We start from the raw sequence: 14,878 nt of genomic DNA, 5'->3' as shown, positions 1-14,878 counted from the left end.
ATGGACCCGGCCAACATCCTGCATCTCGGCGTCAAGGAAATCCGCGGGCTGCTGCGCGATCCGGCGATGCTGTTCCTGATCGTGTTTTCCTTCACCTTCTCGGTCTATACCTCGGGCACCTCACGCTCCGAGACGCTCAACCGCGCGCCCATCGCCATCGTGGACGAGGATCAGTCGCCGCTGTCGCTGCGGATAGTGGAAGCCTTCCAGCCACCCTATTTCGCAGCACCTGTCCTCATCACCGCCGCCGAGATGGATCGCCGCATGGACGAGGGGCTCGACACCTTCGCCTTGAACATCCCGCCCGATTTCCAGCGCGACCTGCTGGCCGACAAGCAGCCCGAGATCCAGTTGAACGTCGACGCGACGCGGATGACCCAGGCCTTTCTCGGCTCGGGCTATGTGCAGCGGATCGTCTCGGCCGAGGTGGCCGAGTTCCTCGCCCGCTATCGCGCCAGCGAGGTGCCCCCCGTGAACCTCGTGCTGCGCCCGCGCTTCAACCCCGAACTCGATGACGGCTGGTTCCAGGCGATCATGAGCGTGGTCAACAGCGTGACCATGCTGTCGATCATCCTGGCCGGGGCCGCGCTGATCCGCGAGCGCGAGCATGGCACGATCGAGCACCTGCTGGTCATGCCGGTGACGCCGCCGGAAATCCTGATCAGCAAGATCTGGTCGATGGGCCTCGTGGTGATGGCGGGCACGGGCTTCGCATTGCTCGGCATGGTGGACTGGCTCCTCGGCATCCCGCTGCAAGGCTCGCTGCTGCTCTTCTTCGCCGGCGCCGCCCTTCATGTCTTCGCTACCGCCTCGCTTGGCATCTTTCTCGCAACGATGGCGGGATCGATGCCGCAGTTCGGGCTTTTGCTGATCATGGTGCTGTTGCCCCTTCAGGTGCTGTCGGGCGGCAGCACGCCCATCGAGGCGATGCCGGAGGCGGTCCGGTTCGTCATGCAGGCCGCCCCCAACACGCATTTCGTCAAGCTGGCGCAGGCGGTTCTGTTTCGCGGCGCGGGCCTCGATGTGATCTGGCCACAAATGCTCTGGCTTCTTGCCATCGGCACCGCGCTGTTCGCGCTGTCGCTCAGCCGGTTCCGAAGGTTCCTGAAATGATCTTCCGCGCCCCGAAGCCATCAGACACTACCAGCTCACGAGCAGGAGGAGACGCAGGATGACTGTCTGGATACGATCCCTCGCGCTGGTCGCAATGACGGGGGCCGGTCTCTATCTCGCCTCCACCCTTCTGGTGTCGTCGGATGGCGCGTCGCAGGGCGTCGACACGACAGCCGGAGCGCAGGCGGCCGTGCCGCCTGCGCAGCCCGTGATGGAGCTGCTGCCACGCGAAGTTCTTCGCGTCATGCCCGCAACCATCGCCGAGCGCCTGACCGTGAGCGGCGAGGTTCAGCCGGTGCAGCGCGTCATCCTGCGCGCGCGGTCCGCGGGTGTCGTCGTCGAGCTTGGGGCGCGCGAGGGCGAGGCAGTCAGGACCGGGGATCTGCTGGTGCGGTTCGACACCGAAGACCTAGCGGCCACGCTAGCGCTGCGGCAAAGCGAGATCGACGCGACCGAGGCCCGGCTTCTCTTCGCGCGGCAGGCGCTGGACCGGATCGAGCGTCTGGCCGAACGCACGATTGCCACGCAGGAACAGCTCGACCAGGCACGGCGCGAAGCGGCTGTCCTGCAGGCGCAGCTCGACGGTCTCAGGGCCCAGGCCGGGATCGCACAGGCCACGCTGCGCGACGCGGAGATCCGCGCGCCCTTCGACGGGGTGGTCGCCAGCCGCAATGTGGATATCGGCGAGCGCGCCAGCGCCGAGGCCGAGTTGATGACACTGGTCGATCCGTCCCGGCTGGAAGCGCGGGTCCTCATCGCCACGCGCGACGTGTCCCGTCTCGCCTCCGGCCAGTCGGCAGAACTGCGCATCGACGGGCTGGAGGGCGAGACGGTCAGGGGCACCGTCCTGCGCATCAATCCGGTCGCGAACGACGGCTCGCGCTTCATCGTGGTCCATATCGGGCTCGTGAACCCGGACGGGCGGCTGCGGGGCGGCATGTTCGCCACCGGCACGATCCTTGTCGAGGAACGCGCCGATGTGCTGGCCCTGCCCGCGACCGCGCTGCGCGAGGATGAGGCGGGGGCCTATGTGCTCCGGCTGGTGGAGGGGCGGCTCGAACGCCGTCCCGTCGTGACCGGCGCCACATGGAGCGGCGGGCAGGTCGAGATCCGCGAAGGGATCGCACCGGGCGACATGATCCTCATCGCCCCGCTTCCGGGTCTCGGCGACGGCGCGCTGGCCGAAGTCACGGGGGGCTGACGGATGTTCCTCACCCGCATCTCGGTCGCGCATCCCGTCTTCGCCACCATGATGATGGTGGCGCTGGTGGTCTTCGGTGCCTTCTCCTATCCCCGACTGGGGCTCGACCAGTATCCCAATGTCGACGTGCCGATCGTCGTCGTGATGACCACCTATCCCGGCGCCACGCCCGAGACGGTCGAAACCGAGGTTTCCAAACCCATCGAAGAGGCGATCAACACCGTCAGCGGGCTCGATCGGGTCACTTCGACCTCCTATGAGGGCCGCTCGGTGGTGGTGGCCGAGTTCCGGCTCGACGTGGCCGGTCCCGCCGCCGTGCAGGAGGTCCGCGACAAGCTCGCGCCACTGGAGGCGAGTTTCGCGGATGATGTCGACAAGCCCGTGGTCTCGCGCTTCAACCCCTCGGACCAGCCGATCCTGTCGATCGCCGTCAGCGGCCCGCGCTTCGATACCGCCGGGCTGACCGCCCTGACCGAGCAGCGCATCATCCGGCAGCTGACCACCGTCTCCGGCGTCGGCCAGGTCACGCTTGTCGGCGGCCGCACGAAGCAGGTCGATATCGTCATCGACGAGACCCGGATGCGCGCTCTGTCCGTAGGCATCGACGAGGTGCTGGCAGCGCTGCGCGAGGGCAACCAGAACCGGCCCGCCGGAAACCTGGTGACCGGCTTCTCCGATCTCGGCATCCAGGTGCAGGGCCGGATCGACGCGCCCGCCGATTTCCTCGACATGATCTTGGCGCGGCGCGGCGGCGGGCCGGTCTATCTGCGCGATGTCGCAACCGTCGCGGACGGCGCGGCGGATGCGGAGAACCTCGCGCTCTATGACGGTCAGCCCGCGCTCGCGCTCGACATCGTCAAGGTGCAGGATGCCAATACCGTGCAGGTGGTCGACGACGTGATCGCGCGCCTGGACCGGTTGAACGACGAACTCGCCGCGAGCGGCGTCACGCTCAGCGTGGTCACCGATGCCTCGCTGCCGATCCGCGAATCCGTCGCGCAGGTGCAGGCCACGCTGATCGAGGGCGCGGCGCTGGCCGTGGCCATCGTCTTCCTGTTCCTGAACTCATGGCGCAGCACGGTGATCACCGGCCTGACCCTGCCCATCGCCATGATCGGCACGCTGGCGGTGATCTCGGTGCTGGGCTTCACGCTGAACACGCTCAGCCTGCTGGCCTTGACGCTCTCCATCGGCATTCTGGTCGACGACGCCATCGTGGTGCGCGAAAACATCACCCGCCACCTGCACATGGGCAAGTCGCACCTTCAGGCCGCGCTGGACGGCACGGGCGAGATCGGCCTCGCGGTGCTGGCGACGACCGCCACCATCGTCGCGGTCTTCCTGCCCGTGGCCTTCATGGACGGGATCGTCGGGCGCTTCTTCTACGAATTCGGGGTGACGGTTTCGGCGGCCGTGCTGATCTCGCTCTTCGTGGCCTTCACGCTCGACCCGATGCTGTCGAGCGTCTGGTACGACCCGGACTCCCAGCCCGATGCGAAGCGCGGGCCCGTCGGCCGCCTGATCGCGCGGTTCGAGCATGGCTTCGAGCGGCTGGCCGGGGGCTACCGCCGCCTGATCGGCTGGACCCTGCGTCATCGCCTCGTCACGCTGACTTCGACCGTGGGTATCTTCATCGGCAGCCTCTTCATGGTGCCGCTGGTCGGCGCCGAGTTCACGCCCCGGGCCGACGAGGGGCGCTTCCAGATCAATGTGCAGACCCCGGTCGGATCCTCGCTCGACTATACCGCCGCCAAGGTCGGGCAGATCGAGGCCGCGCTGCGCGAATTCCCCGAGGTCGATACGCTCTATTCCACCGTCAACACCGGCACCGCCACCGGCAAGCATCGCGCCGCCATCCTGGTCGGCCTCGTGCCGCAGGACGAGCGCGAACGCACCCCCGTCATGCTGGCCGACCCGATCCGGGAGCGCCTCTCGGTCATCCCGGGGATCGAGATCGCCATCGTGCAGCAGGGGCTCGGCGGCGGCGACAGCCCGATCCGGCTCAGCGTCCTCGGCGACGATCAGACGGAACTGGAGCGGATCGCGGCCGGGCTGATGGACGGGATGCGCGCGATTCCCGGCATGGTGGACATCGCCTCCAGCGCCGATGCGGCGAGCAGCGTGATCGCGGTGCGGCTGCGGCGCGAGGCCGCCAGCGACCTCGGCCTCGGCATCCATCAGATCGGCGCCGCCCTCGCGCCCCTGATCGGCGGCGAGGAGGTCACCACCTGGACCGACCCTCTGGGCGAGACCCACGATGTCGTGGTCCGCCTGCCGGCCGAGCGGCGCGCCGACACCGATGCGCTCGGCGACCTGATGCTCACGACCGGCGGGACGGATGCCAATGGCACCCCGGCGATGGTCCGGCTCGATCAGGTCGCCGGGTTCGCCCGGGTCGCCACCGCCTCGGAAATCCGCCGCCTCGACATGACGCGCGAGGTGCAGATCTCGGCCGACATCTCCGGCCGCGTGCTGGGCGATGCCACCACCGATCTGGAAACCCTGATCGCCACGCTCGACCTGCCCCCTGGCTATCGCATCCAGTTCGGCGGCGATTCCTCGACCATGCAGGAGACGATGGGCCACATGATTACCGCGCTGCTGATGGCCGTGACCTTCATCTATATCGTGCTGGCCTCGCAATTCGGCAGCTTCCTGCAGCCCCTTGCCATCATGGCGGCGCTGCCGCTGTCGCTGGTCGGCGTGCTGCTCGGCCTGATGGTCGCGGGCAGCACGATCAACATGTTCTCGCTGATCGGCTTCATCATGCTGATGGGGCTCGTCACCAAGAACGGCATCCTGCTGGTGGATTTCGCGAACCGCGAGCGCAGGCGCGGCCTGCCGCTGAACGAGGCGCTGGTCAATGCCGGCGCGATCCGGTTCCGGCCCATCGTCATGACCACGCTGGCGATGATCGTGGGCATGATCCCGCTGGCGCTGGCCGTGGGCGGCGGCGGGGCGCAGCGCGCGCCGATGGCCCATGCGGTGATCGGCGGGCTGATCAGCTCGACCGTCCTCACGCTGATCGTGGTGCCGGTGATCCTGTCCTACATCGACGGGTTTTCGCGGCGTGTCGCGAGATTCCTGCCGAAGGCGCCGGAGGATCACGGGCCAAGCGTCGTCCATCAGGTGGAACAGATCGGCGAGATCTGAAAGGCATCGGTGGGAAAGAGGGACCTTGATGCCGTCGGGGGGCGGTCACAGCATCAAGGCCCATCCTCGGCCGAAGTTCAACGTGAATCGTGCAACGCTTTCTCCCACCACCAGTGCGAAATGACCGGTTGAACTGCTGTTCCGGCTATCTCAGGATTGTGCTTGCTTCATCGCCCACCGATACAGGACCGATCGGAACATCTATGGCCCAGATGATTGCTTTCATTGAGATCCCTGCGAGCACGGGCATCCCTCTGCTCTGCGACAGGGCCGATGCGCTCGGCGCGCATGTCACGCGCGGCGCAGAAGAGGCGACCATCCAGGCCAACAGCGGCAGCATCGGCGTGCGCCCTGTCCCGGGCGGGGTGGAACTGGCGGTCACCTCGGACAGCGACGCGGGGCTGCAGATGTTACGCGGCGCAATTGACGGTTTCGCAGTCCAGGCCGGGATCCCTGCCCCGACCTGGCAAAGCGCCCCATCGGGGCGCGCCGCAAAAAGCCGGCTGATGTCAGCGCGGGTTCTATCCGGAACGCGCATCTCCCCCTCCTATTACCGGATCAGACTGGCGGGAGATTTTACGGCTTTTGCGAAAGGCGGGCTGCATTTCAGGCTGCTGATCGGCCCTGACGGTATGGAATGGCCCGAGGCGGGGCCCGAGGGGATCATCTGGCCCGGCGGGATCGAGGCCTGGCACCGCCCGCCCTATACGGTGCGCGCGGTCAGCCCCGAGGGCGACTGGCTGGATTTCGATGTCTTCCTGCATCAGGGCGGGCGGGTCACCGAATGGTGCCAGAATATCACCCCCGGCGCGCAGGTCATGCTGACCGGCCCCAGCGGGCGCGGCGTGAAACAGGCTGCGTGGATGGGAATCATCGGTGACGAAACCGCGCTGCCGGTCGTGCTGCGCGCGATCGAGGCCGCCGCGCCCGAATCCGGGGGACAGGCCTTCATCCTGATTTCTGACCCGTCCGACCGACAGCCGGTCGCGGTGCCGCCCGGCATGACCCTGCACTGGATCCCCCGCATTGAGGGCCGACCGCTGACGGATCTTCTGAAAGCCCTGTCGCCGCCGGACAGCGACCGCTTCATCTTCTTCGCGGGCGAGCGGCGCGAGGCCGAAGACGCCCGCCTTTGGGCCAGCACGGCCGGGCTGGGCACCGGAGAGTTCCACGCCGCCGCCTATTGGACAGCGGGCTGGGTGCCCCCTGCCGCACAAAGGCAGGCGCGGGGCGATGTGGTCATCCCGGCAGATGCGGAATGAACACCGGCCTGCCGCTGGCCGGATCGGTCAGCACCGCGGCACGAACCCCGAACACATGTTCAAGCACATCCAGCGACAGTGCGTGCTCCGGGGCACCCGCAACCACCACGCGCCCGGATTGCAGCACGACGACATGATCGGCATGGCGCGCCGCCTGGTTCAGGTCATGCAGCACCGCAACGACCGTGCGCCCCCCGGCCACCAGCCGCTCGATCAACTGCAGCACCTCCAGCTGATGTGACAGGTCGAGGGAAGAGGTCGGCTCATCCAGCAGAAGGATGTCGCTCTCCTGCGCCAGAGTCATGGCGATCCATGCGCGCTGCCGCTGCCCGCCCGACAGCGCATCCAGTGGCGCATCGGCCAGATCCGTCATGCCGGTCTGGGTCATCGCACGGGCACAGGCCGCACGGTCGGCGGCAGACCAGGCGGAGAACAGGCCACGATGCGGGTGGCGGCCATGGGCAACCAGATCGCGCACCCGCAACCCCTCGGGGGCCTGCGGTGTCTGCGGCAAAAGGCCGATGCGGCGCGCCTTTGCCCTCATGGCCAGACGCACGAGGGGCTGTCCGTCTAGCAAGACCTTGCCCGCTACGGGTTTCAGGCCACCGGACAGCCCCCGCAGCAGGGTGGATTTGCCACTGCCATTCGGCCCCGCCAGCACGGTGAAGCGGCCCGGCGGGATATCGACGCTCAGCCCCTCGACAATCGGGCGGGGTCCGTAGGCCAGGGTCAGGTCGCGGGCGGCAAGCCCCTCGGTGACGGGGCGGTCAGTCATCGCGATGCCTCCAGACAAGCCAGCCGAAGAAGGGCGCGCCGATCAGGGCGCTGACGATCCCCGCCGGGATCTGGGCAGGGGCGACCAGACTGCGCCCCAGCGTATCGGCCAGCAGCAGCAAACCCGCCCCGGTGAGCGCCGCCACCGGGAGCAGATGCCGGTGCAGCGGCCCCACCAGCCGCCGCGCCATATGCGGCGCGGCCAGCCCGACAAAGCCGATCGGCCCGGTCGCCGCCACTACCGCCCCGGCCAGCGCCGCACACAGCGCCAGCATGGCCGCCCGCAGCGGCCCCGATGGCAGACCAAGGGCTGTGACCTGCTCATCCTCGAACCCCAGAAGATCCAGCAGCCGGGCCGAGCCAAGGGCCAGTGCTGCCAGTGGCGCCAGCCACAGGAGCAGCAGGTGCAGCTTTTCCCAGCGGCTGTCCTGCAAACTGCCCGCCATCCACAGCATCGCCCGCTGCACCGCCGTGATATCCCCCATCGCGGACAGAAACGCGGACAGGCCGCCTGCGACAGCGCCCAGGGCCAGACCGATCAGGATCATCCGCTGCGAGCGCATCCCGAACCGCAGGCTCAGGATCTGGATCAGCGCCGCCATGCCCAAGGCTCCGGCCAGCGCAGCCCATGGCAGCCAGAAAGCGGCCGACGCGGGAAACAGCACCAGCAGCACCATCGCCGCCAGCGCGGCCCCGCCATTGATGCCGATCAGCCCCGGCTCGGCCAGGCTGTTGCGCATCGCGGCCTGTGCCAGCGCCCCCGCCAACGCCAGCGCGGCACCCGCCAGCATGGCCAGCAATGCCCTGGGCAGGCGCAATTCCGTGATGATGAAGGCGATATCCGGGGGCACCACCGGATCGCCTCGCAGGGCGGACAGGATCAACCCGGGCGCAATCGCCCGCTCTCCGGCCCCAAGGGCTGTCAGCAGGAGCAGCACCAGTGCGAGGGATGCAAGCGCCAGCCTCATGCCAGCCGCCCGATCCGGCTGCGCGCCAGCCACAGGAAGACCGGCCCGCCGATCAGGGCCAGCGCCACCCCGACCGGAATGTCACGGCCGAGAGTCGCGCGTGGAAGGGTATCGGCCAGCAGCACCGCAGCCGCCCCCGCCAGCATCGACAAAGGCAGCAGCCGCGCAAAGCGCGCACCCGCCACCAGCCGCACCGCCTGCGGCACGATCAGCCCGACAAAGCCCACCGGCCCGGCCAGCGCCACCGCCGATGCGGCCAGCAGCGCGGCCAGGGCGATGCCGATCCCCCACCACAGGGCGACATTCGCGCCCAGGCCCGCTGCGACCTCGGGCCCCAGCCCGATCACCGCCAGCCGCGACTGCAGGATCAGCGCGGCCGCCACGGCAAAGGCCAGCCATGGCAGCGGTGCGGCCAGATCCACCATGCCCTGCCCCGACAATGATCCGACGGTCCATTGCCGCACCGCATCCAGCGTGGCCGCATCAAAGATCAGCAGAACCGCCGTCAGCGCGGCAAGGAAACTGGCGATCACTACGCCCGCCAGGGTCAGCCGCAGGGGCGTGGCCCCGCTGCGGCCCGCCGCCCCAAGCGCATGGACCGCCAGCGCCGCAAGCCCGGCACCCAGAAAGGCCACCGGCACCATCGCGGACCGGCCCGCACCCGGAACCAGCGTGACCAGCAGCACCACCGCCAGCGCCGCGCCCGCATTGATCCCCAGCAGGCCGGGATCGGCCAGCGGATTGCGCGTCAGCATCTGCAGGATCGCCCCCGAGCCGCCCAGAGCCGCACCGACCGCCAGCGCCGCCAGCATCCGGGGCAGCCTGACGGTCGTGATCAACAGCACCTCGCGGCTGTCGCCGCCATGGATCAGCGCGATCAGGATCTCGTGCGGCCCGATCCCCGCCGAGCCGGTGCCGAGCGCCCAGAGGGCCAGAGCCAGCAGCCCCAGCAGCAAGGCCAGCACCGCCCTCATGGGGCGCCGATCATCAGCCGCTCGACATCATCCAGCACCCTATGCGCGGAACCGATGCCGGAAAACTCCATCCAGATACCGGGATCCAGCGGATGCACCCGGCCCGCCTGCACTGCGGGCAGCATCCGCCATAGCGGGTTCTGGCTGACCTCTTCCCAGCGACCGCTTTCGGCAGATCCGTTCGAGCCGCCAATGATGTAAAGCAGCAAGTCGCCGTCAAGGCCCGCGATCTCTTCCCAATCGGGGCGTTTCAGGCCGGTCGGATCGGTCTGCATCTCGTATTCGCTGCGCAGGACGCCCAGTTCATGCAGCAGCGCAAAGGGGGCCCAGGCGTCGGGCGCGTCGAGATAGACCTGAAAATCCCAGGGGGTGATGCGGATCACCGAAACTTTGGTCTCCGGCACACGCGCCTGCAGGACCGCGATCCGTTCATCCAGAGGGGCCATTAGTTGGGCCAGCCGATCCTCGCGCCCCGCGATCCTCGCTACGGCACGGTAATAGGCGCGCCAGTCTTGCGGTGTGACCAGCACGGTCGGGGCGATCCGGGCCAGCATGGGCAGCTGGCTTTCGGCCATGGAACTGCCTATGATCAGATCGGGCCGGGCCGAAACCACCGCCTCGATCGAGGGTTCCAGCATGAAGCCGATATCGGCGATCCCCTTGGCCTGCGCCTCGGACTGCAGACGGTCATCGCTCATCCCCGTCAGGGGTGCGGCCACGACCGGCAGGTCCAGTTCAAGCGTCATCCCCAACGAGAAGGTCGGGTCGATCACCAGGATCCGCTGCGGATCGGCCGGAATGCAGAGCGGGGCGCCGATATAATCAGGCCCCTCCAGCAGCCTGCCGTCACAATCCTGCGCCGTGGCGGCAAAAGGCAGGATCAGGGCCAGGATCAGGGTGGCGGCAAAACGCATGGCGTATCCTTGTCGGAAGAACGGACAGGCACCCCGGAGGACCCGGGGTGCCTGTTTCACAGCGGAAAACCCGCTCAGAAACGGTGATCAAGCCGCAATCCCACCTCGCGCCGGTCGCCCAGTGTGGCCATCACGCCCGGCCCGGCCTCGTAAAGATAATACTCGGTGTCGAAGAGGTTGGTCGCATAGGCGGTCAGGCGGGTCTGGTTCCATTGATAGCCAAACTCGGCATCGACCGTGGTGTAGGAGGACAGATCAACCGGCCGCGCCGTGCCCTGCTCCAGCCGCGACATCGAGCTGCCGGTATATTTCGCCGATGCCGCCCCGAAGAAACCGTTCGTGCCGGTCCAGCGGAAACCAAGCGCGATGCTTTGCTCGGGCGCATTGGGGAAGGGCAGCCCCGAATAATCGCCATAGCCGACCAGGTTGAAATCCGTGAACTTCGTCTTCAACAGGCCGACCGAGGAGAACAGGCTCAGCTGGTCCGAAGCGGCCCAGGACATTTCCAGCTCGGCACCGTGGCTTTCGGATTTCCCGGCATTCGCGATATAGCTGTCGCCGCTCGGGTTCGAGGGATCCACCAGAACCTCGACCTGCTGATCGCGCCAATCCTGCCAGAAGACATTCGCCGCCAGGATCAGCCGGTCATCCATAAAGCTGCCACGCCAGGCCAGTTCCAGATTCTTGGCATATTCGGCATCGTAATCGTAGACTGTGCCGCTGGCCGCCAGAATGGCCGATCCGCCCGGGCGATAACCTTCCTGATAGATCAGCGAGACCGTCTGATCCTCGGCAAAGGCATATTCCAGCCCCAGTTTCGGCAGGAAAACGGTATCCTCGAAACGCGAGCTGTTATCTGCGGTCACGGTGCCATTGCTGGCGACCCAGGCCATCTGTTTCTGGCTGATCCAGTCGATCCGCCCGCCGCCGATCACACTCCAGCCCGGGGCAAATTCCCAGGTGGCCTCTCCGAACAGCGCGACATTGGTGATATCGGCCTCGTTGCGGCTTTGATCAAAGCTGAGCAGCATGCTTTCGCGCCAGGCGTCATTGTCCGAGCGCCCGGCATAGATCCCGGTCACCCATTTCAAGCCGACGCCGTCATCATAGTTCAGGCGGAATTCCTGCGAGATGGTTTTCTGCGTGAACTGGCCGGTGGTCTGGAGGAACTCTCCCGCCGTGCCGTAATTGATGGAATCGCGATCCGTGACCGAACGGGAAATCCCCGTCAGCGCGGTCAGCCGCAGGTTGCCGTTCAGATTATGGCTGATCTCGACGCCGAAATTGTCAACCGTGGTATCGCGCATTTCGGCAAATGCCGGAAGTTGACCCACCATCGAAGCATAGGGTTCGGGCGTCAATACGCCCCAGATATCGCCACGCCTTGCGTCATAGCCCGGCGCCCCGGTGGTCCAGAGCGGGCCAGCAACATCATTATAGGTCGGGCTGTCATAACTGCGCGCATAGCTGAGCAGGACCCGGGTCGTGTCGTCGCCGGTCGGCAGCCACAGCAGCTTGCCGCGAATGGCGTAATAGTCATCCGTGATGAAATCGTCATAGCTGTCGAAACGGCGATAAGAGCGGTAATCCAGATCACTTTCTTTCTCGGACCATTCGGCGCTGACGCGATAGGCAAGATTGGGGCCGAGCGTATCCCCGAAAGCAACACCCGCACGGCGATGGTTGTCGGATCCATAGCTCAGCATCACCTCGCCCGAACGCGCGAACTCGGGATCCTTGGTCCGCAGATACATCGCGCCTGCCAGGGCAGCCCGGCCCGACAGGGTGGATTGTGGCCCGCGATAGACCTCCAGCTGCTCGACATCGAAGAAGCTGCGGGTGCCGCGCCGCACCGCATTCACCGTCTGCTGCACCCCGTCGATATACAGCGAGGCCAGCGGTGCGCCCGCAGCGCCCGGCACCAGACCTTCGGAATTGACGCCGCGGATGACGAAGCCGCTTTCCAGCCAGTCACCGGCGCTGACATTGCCCATCTGTCGGAAGGCGTCCCTCACGGCGGTCGGGGCCGGGGCGGCGGCAGGTTCGCCTGTCACGACCGCTACGCTGCTGCGGCTTTCACCCAGGACGTTGGTGGTGCGATCACCATAAAGCACGATGGTGCCCAGCATGATTCCGCCCGTATCAGCCTCGCCCGCGGCGAGTCCGGTGATCGTGACCACCCCCGGTGCGGTAAAGGCAAAGCTCAGGCCCGTGCCCTGCAAAAGCGCCGTCAGCGCAGCATCGGGCGTGGCAGGCGCAGACAGTCCGGGCGAGGTCTTGCCCACCGCCAGTGCCGGATCATAGGCCAACTGAAGGTTCGACTGACGACCAAAGGCCGCAAGGACGGTGTTAAATGCGCCCGGCGGGATGTCATAGCCCGCTTCCTGCGCCATGACCAGGCTGCCGGTCATCAGGCTGCCACCCAATACGGTTGTGGCCATCAGCATCGCCGCGAGTATCCGTCCGGCGACGCCGGAACCCCTGTCGTTCATACCAGTCTCCCCATCGGAATTCAGCGAGGGCTGGCTGCTCACGGATGCAATGGCTGCCTCGGTAAGCTCTACGAATGGGGCGGGCGTTTTTTCACCCCCGGCGGCAGATTTATTTTTCGGGCTGGGTCAGAGCGAGGTGACGACCACCATCCAGGGCGTGATCTGATGCAACCTCGCGCCATACGGGCTAACAGCGGCAAGCAACGCGTCGCGCGGTCTGCTCATGTCAAATACGCCGCTGACAAGCTTTTCGCCAAGTCCCGGATCGGCAATCATTACCCGGCCCGGCAGCCACCGCGCTATCCGGGCCACGACCACGGAAAGCGGCTCAGCCTCAATCGTCACGATGCCGTTGCGCCAGGCCGAGGCCTCCGCCGCAGCCAGTTCTATCCGACGGACAATGCGCCCGTTTGCTTCCAGTTCCAGCCAATCGCCCGGCACCAGTTCTGTTCCGCTATCGGATCCCGTCGCGATCCAGGCCTGGCCCCGATCCAGCGCCAGCGAGATCAGGCCATCCTCCTGTGACAGGCTCAGCTCGGCGGATGTGCTGTCAATGCGGGTGCCGCCGCATCTCAGATGAAAGACATCCGGCGCCGGCACGATCCTGCACCAGATCATGCCGGAAAGAAGCCTGACGTCCCGACGACCCGGCGAAAAATCCAGCGCAATGGCAGAGGCTGGGCCAAGGCTGACCACGCTGCCATCCGGCAGTGCATGGTCGCGGATTTCAGCGGTCGCGGTCATGTGATCCGCCCGGGCCGCGAGGATCATGCCCGGGCCGAATATCCCGGCCCCGCCTGCAAGACCAATGCCCAGCAGGCCGAGCCCCAATACCTTGCGTCGACTGACCCCGGTCTCGCACGGCTCTGGCACCAGCAGAGACCCTGCCATGCCATGGATCTCGGCGATTTCAGACCAGGCGCTTTCATGGGCCGGGCTGCGCGCGCGCCAGATTGCCAGCGCCGTCCGCGCCGCACTGCTCTGCGGATTGGCCTGCAGCCGGACCGCATGCGTCACCGCCTCTTCAAACAGATCCGTCTCATGCGGCGTGGGCATGCATCAGCCCTCATGCAGGATCTGACGGATGCGCCGATAGGCATCATGGACCAGCGCCCAGCCCCGGCTTGTCGACACGCCCAGTTCGGTAGAGACCTCGGCAATCGTCCGCCCCTCGATCCGGTGTAGTTCAAAAGCGCGGCGGGTGCGCTCGGGCATTTCAGCCAGGGCTTTCGCGGTCAGTTCCAGCCGCTGACGGTCATAGATCCGCTGTTCGGTCAGGGGTGCGGGATCGGCGATCATGTCGAGATCACCGGGCATCAGCGGCACCTGCGGCCGCGCGCTTTCGCGCCGCCACTGATCAATCATCAGGTTGCGGGCAATGCGGAACAGAAGGGGCGAGGGATCCTCTCCGGACTGCGGCATGGTTTGCTGGCGGCTCTTTTCCAAGATCCTCAGAAAAACGTCCTGCGTCAGATCCTCAGCCACATCCGCCGCCAGTCCCCGCCGCGTCAGCGATCGGGCGACACGGCGCGCATGCCCGCTGAATAATGCTTGAATATCCCAGGTCACGCTGAAATCCGGATCGATGTGAGCTATGCGCGCCACCATGCGGCATTGAGTTTGGCTGCGCAATGGCCGCAGGCCCCCGACGCCCCAGTTCGCGGCCTGCCCCAGGATGACCCTCCAGGCGCCAGCCCGCCAATTCGCCCAGCCTGGCCAAGGCTGATGGATGACACATCAGCCACCGCACCCGATGCGCAAGGATCGCTCAAGGCATACAGCCGATAAGACGAGCATTTTCTGCAGTTCTGACTCAATGGCTGCTTCGGGGAATGCGTTCGCGCAACATGGGTCGAGGCCGACCGGCAGCTTGTGGCCGCGGGAGTGTGGGAACTCTCTACTGTGTCAGACTTTGCCGTGGTTTTGGGAGGTCGAGATGGCAGGGTTCATCGAGGACACGAGCGCGATCAGGCTTCCCTGTTTCCCCATCGGTTGGACGACCGGATCGACGCGGACAGCATGGTCAG

11 protein-coding genes are annotated in these 14,878 nt (G+C 66.6%); 4 read left to right on the top strand and 7 right to left on the bottom strand.

Features of this window, described 5'->3' with window-relative positions; genetic code table 11:
• The 4 genes from ABNX41_RS18420 to ABNX41_RS18405 all read left to right on the top strand — a co-directional run bounded on the left by ABNX41_RS18420 (window position 1) and on the right by ABNX41_RS18405 (window position 6,729).
• On the top strand, window positions 1–1,113 hold the full coding sequence (locus ABNX41_RS18420) for an ABC transporter permease (protein WP_438671163.1): 1,113 nt from the start codon (window positions 1–3) through the stop codon (window positions 1,111–1,113).
• Window positions 1,114–1,171: 58 nt separating this feature from the next.
• A complete protein-coding gene (locus ABNX41_RS18415; protein WP_438671162.1) occupies window positions 1,172–2,314 on the top strand; it encodes an efflux RND transporter periplasmic adaptor subunit in 1,143 nt (380 codons plus the stop codon).
• Between the two features lie 3 nt (window positions 2,315–2,317).
• Window positions 2,318–5,467 (top strand): efflux RND transporter permease subunit, encoded by a 3,150-nt coding sequence (locus ABNX41_RS18410; RefSeq protein ID WP_438671161.1) that lies wholly within the window; start codon window positions 2,318–2,320, stop codon window positions 5,465–5,467.
• A gap of 203 nt (window positions 5,468–5,670) precedes the next feature.
• The gene (locus ABNX41_RS18405; RefSeq protein WP_438671160.1) at window positions 5,671–6,729 is read left to right on the top strand and encodes a siderophore-interacting protein; all 1,059 of its coding nucleotides are present in this window, start codon (window positions 5,671–5,673) and stop codon (window positions 6,727–6,729) included.
• On the opposite strand, the gene ABNX41_RS18400 is transcribed toward ABNX41_RS18405, so the two are convergent.
• From ABNX41_RS18400 to ABNX41_RS18370, 7 genes are all read right to left on the bottom strand, one after another.
• Window positions 6,707–7,504, bottom strand: a complete 798-nt coding sequence (locus ABNX41_RS18400; RefSeq protein WP_438671159.1) for an ABC transporter ATP-binding protein — start codon at window positions 7,502–7,504, stop codon at window positions 6,707–6,709. The two genes, ABNX41_RS18405 and ABNX41_RS18400, sit on opposite strands and share 23 nt — an antisense overlap.
• The gene (locus tag ABNX41_RS18395; protein ID WP_438671158.1) at window positions 7,497–8,471 is read right to left on the bottom strand and encodes a FecCD family ABC transporter permease; all 975 of its coding nucleotides are present in this window, start codon (window positions 8,469–8,471) and stop codon (window positions 7,497–7,499) included. Before ABNX41_RS18395 ends, ABNX41_RS18400 begins: the two co-directional genes overlap by 8 nt.
• The gene (locus ABNX41_RS18390) at window positions 8,468–9,445 is read right to left on the bottom strand and encodes a FecCD family ABC transporter permease (RefSeq protein WP_438671157.1); all 978 of its coding nucleotides are present in this window, start codon (window positions 9,443–9,445) and stop codon (window positions 8,468–8,470) included. Before ABNX41_RS18390 ends, ABNX41_RS18395 begins: the two co-directional genes overlap by 4 nt.
• Window positions 9,442–10,359: an iron-siderophore ABC transporter substrate-binding protein gene (locus tag ABNX41_RS18385; protein WP_438671156.1), complete on the bottom strand. Its 918-nt coding sequence runs from the start codon at window positions 10,357–10,359 to the stop codon at window positions 9,442–9,444. Before ABNX41_RS18385 ends, ABNX41_RS18390 begins: the two co-directional genes overlap by 4 nt.
• Before the next feature lie 74 nt (window positions 10,360–10,433).
• Window positions 10,434–12,851, bottom strand: coding sequence for a TonB-dependent receptor (locus ABNX41_RS18380; protein ID WP_438671155.1), 2,418 nt, complete (start codon window positions 12,849–12,851; stop codon window positions 10,434–10,436).
• A 126-nt stretch (window positions 12,852–12,977) separates the two neighbouring features.
• The gene (locus ABNX41_RS18375) at window positions 12,978–13,907 is read right to left on the bottom strand and encodes a FecR family protein (protein ID WP_438671154.1); all 930 of its coding nucleotides are present in this window, start codon (window positions 13,905–13,907) and stop codon (window positions 12,978–12,980) included.
• Between the two features lie 3 nt (window positions 13,908–13,910).
• Window positions 13,911–14,459, bottom strand: coding sequence for an RNA polymerase sigma factor (locus ABNX41_RS18370; RefSeq protein ID WP_438671153.1), 549 nt, complete (start codon window positions 14,457–14,459; stop codon window positions 13,911–13,913).
• Window positions 14,460–14,878 lie beyond the last annotated feature (419 nt).

Source organism: Pseudogemmobacter sonorensis (assembly GCF_042762395.1).
Classification (GTDB): domain Bacteria; phylum Pseudomonadota; class Alphaproteobacteria; order Rhodobacterales; family Rhodobacteraceae; genus Pseudogemmobacter; species Pseudogemmobacter sonorensis.
The sequence above is the reverse complement of the archived record's forward strand: the minus strand, read 5'-3'. Positions and strand labels throughout refer to the sequence as shown.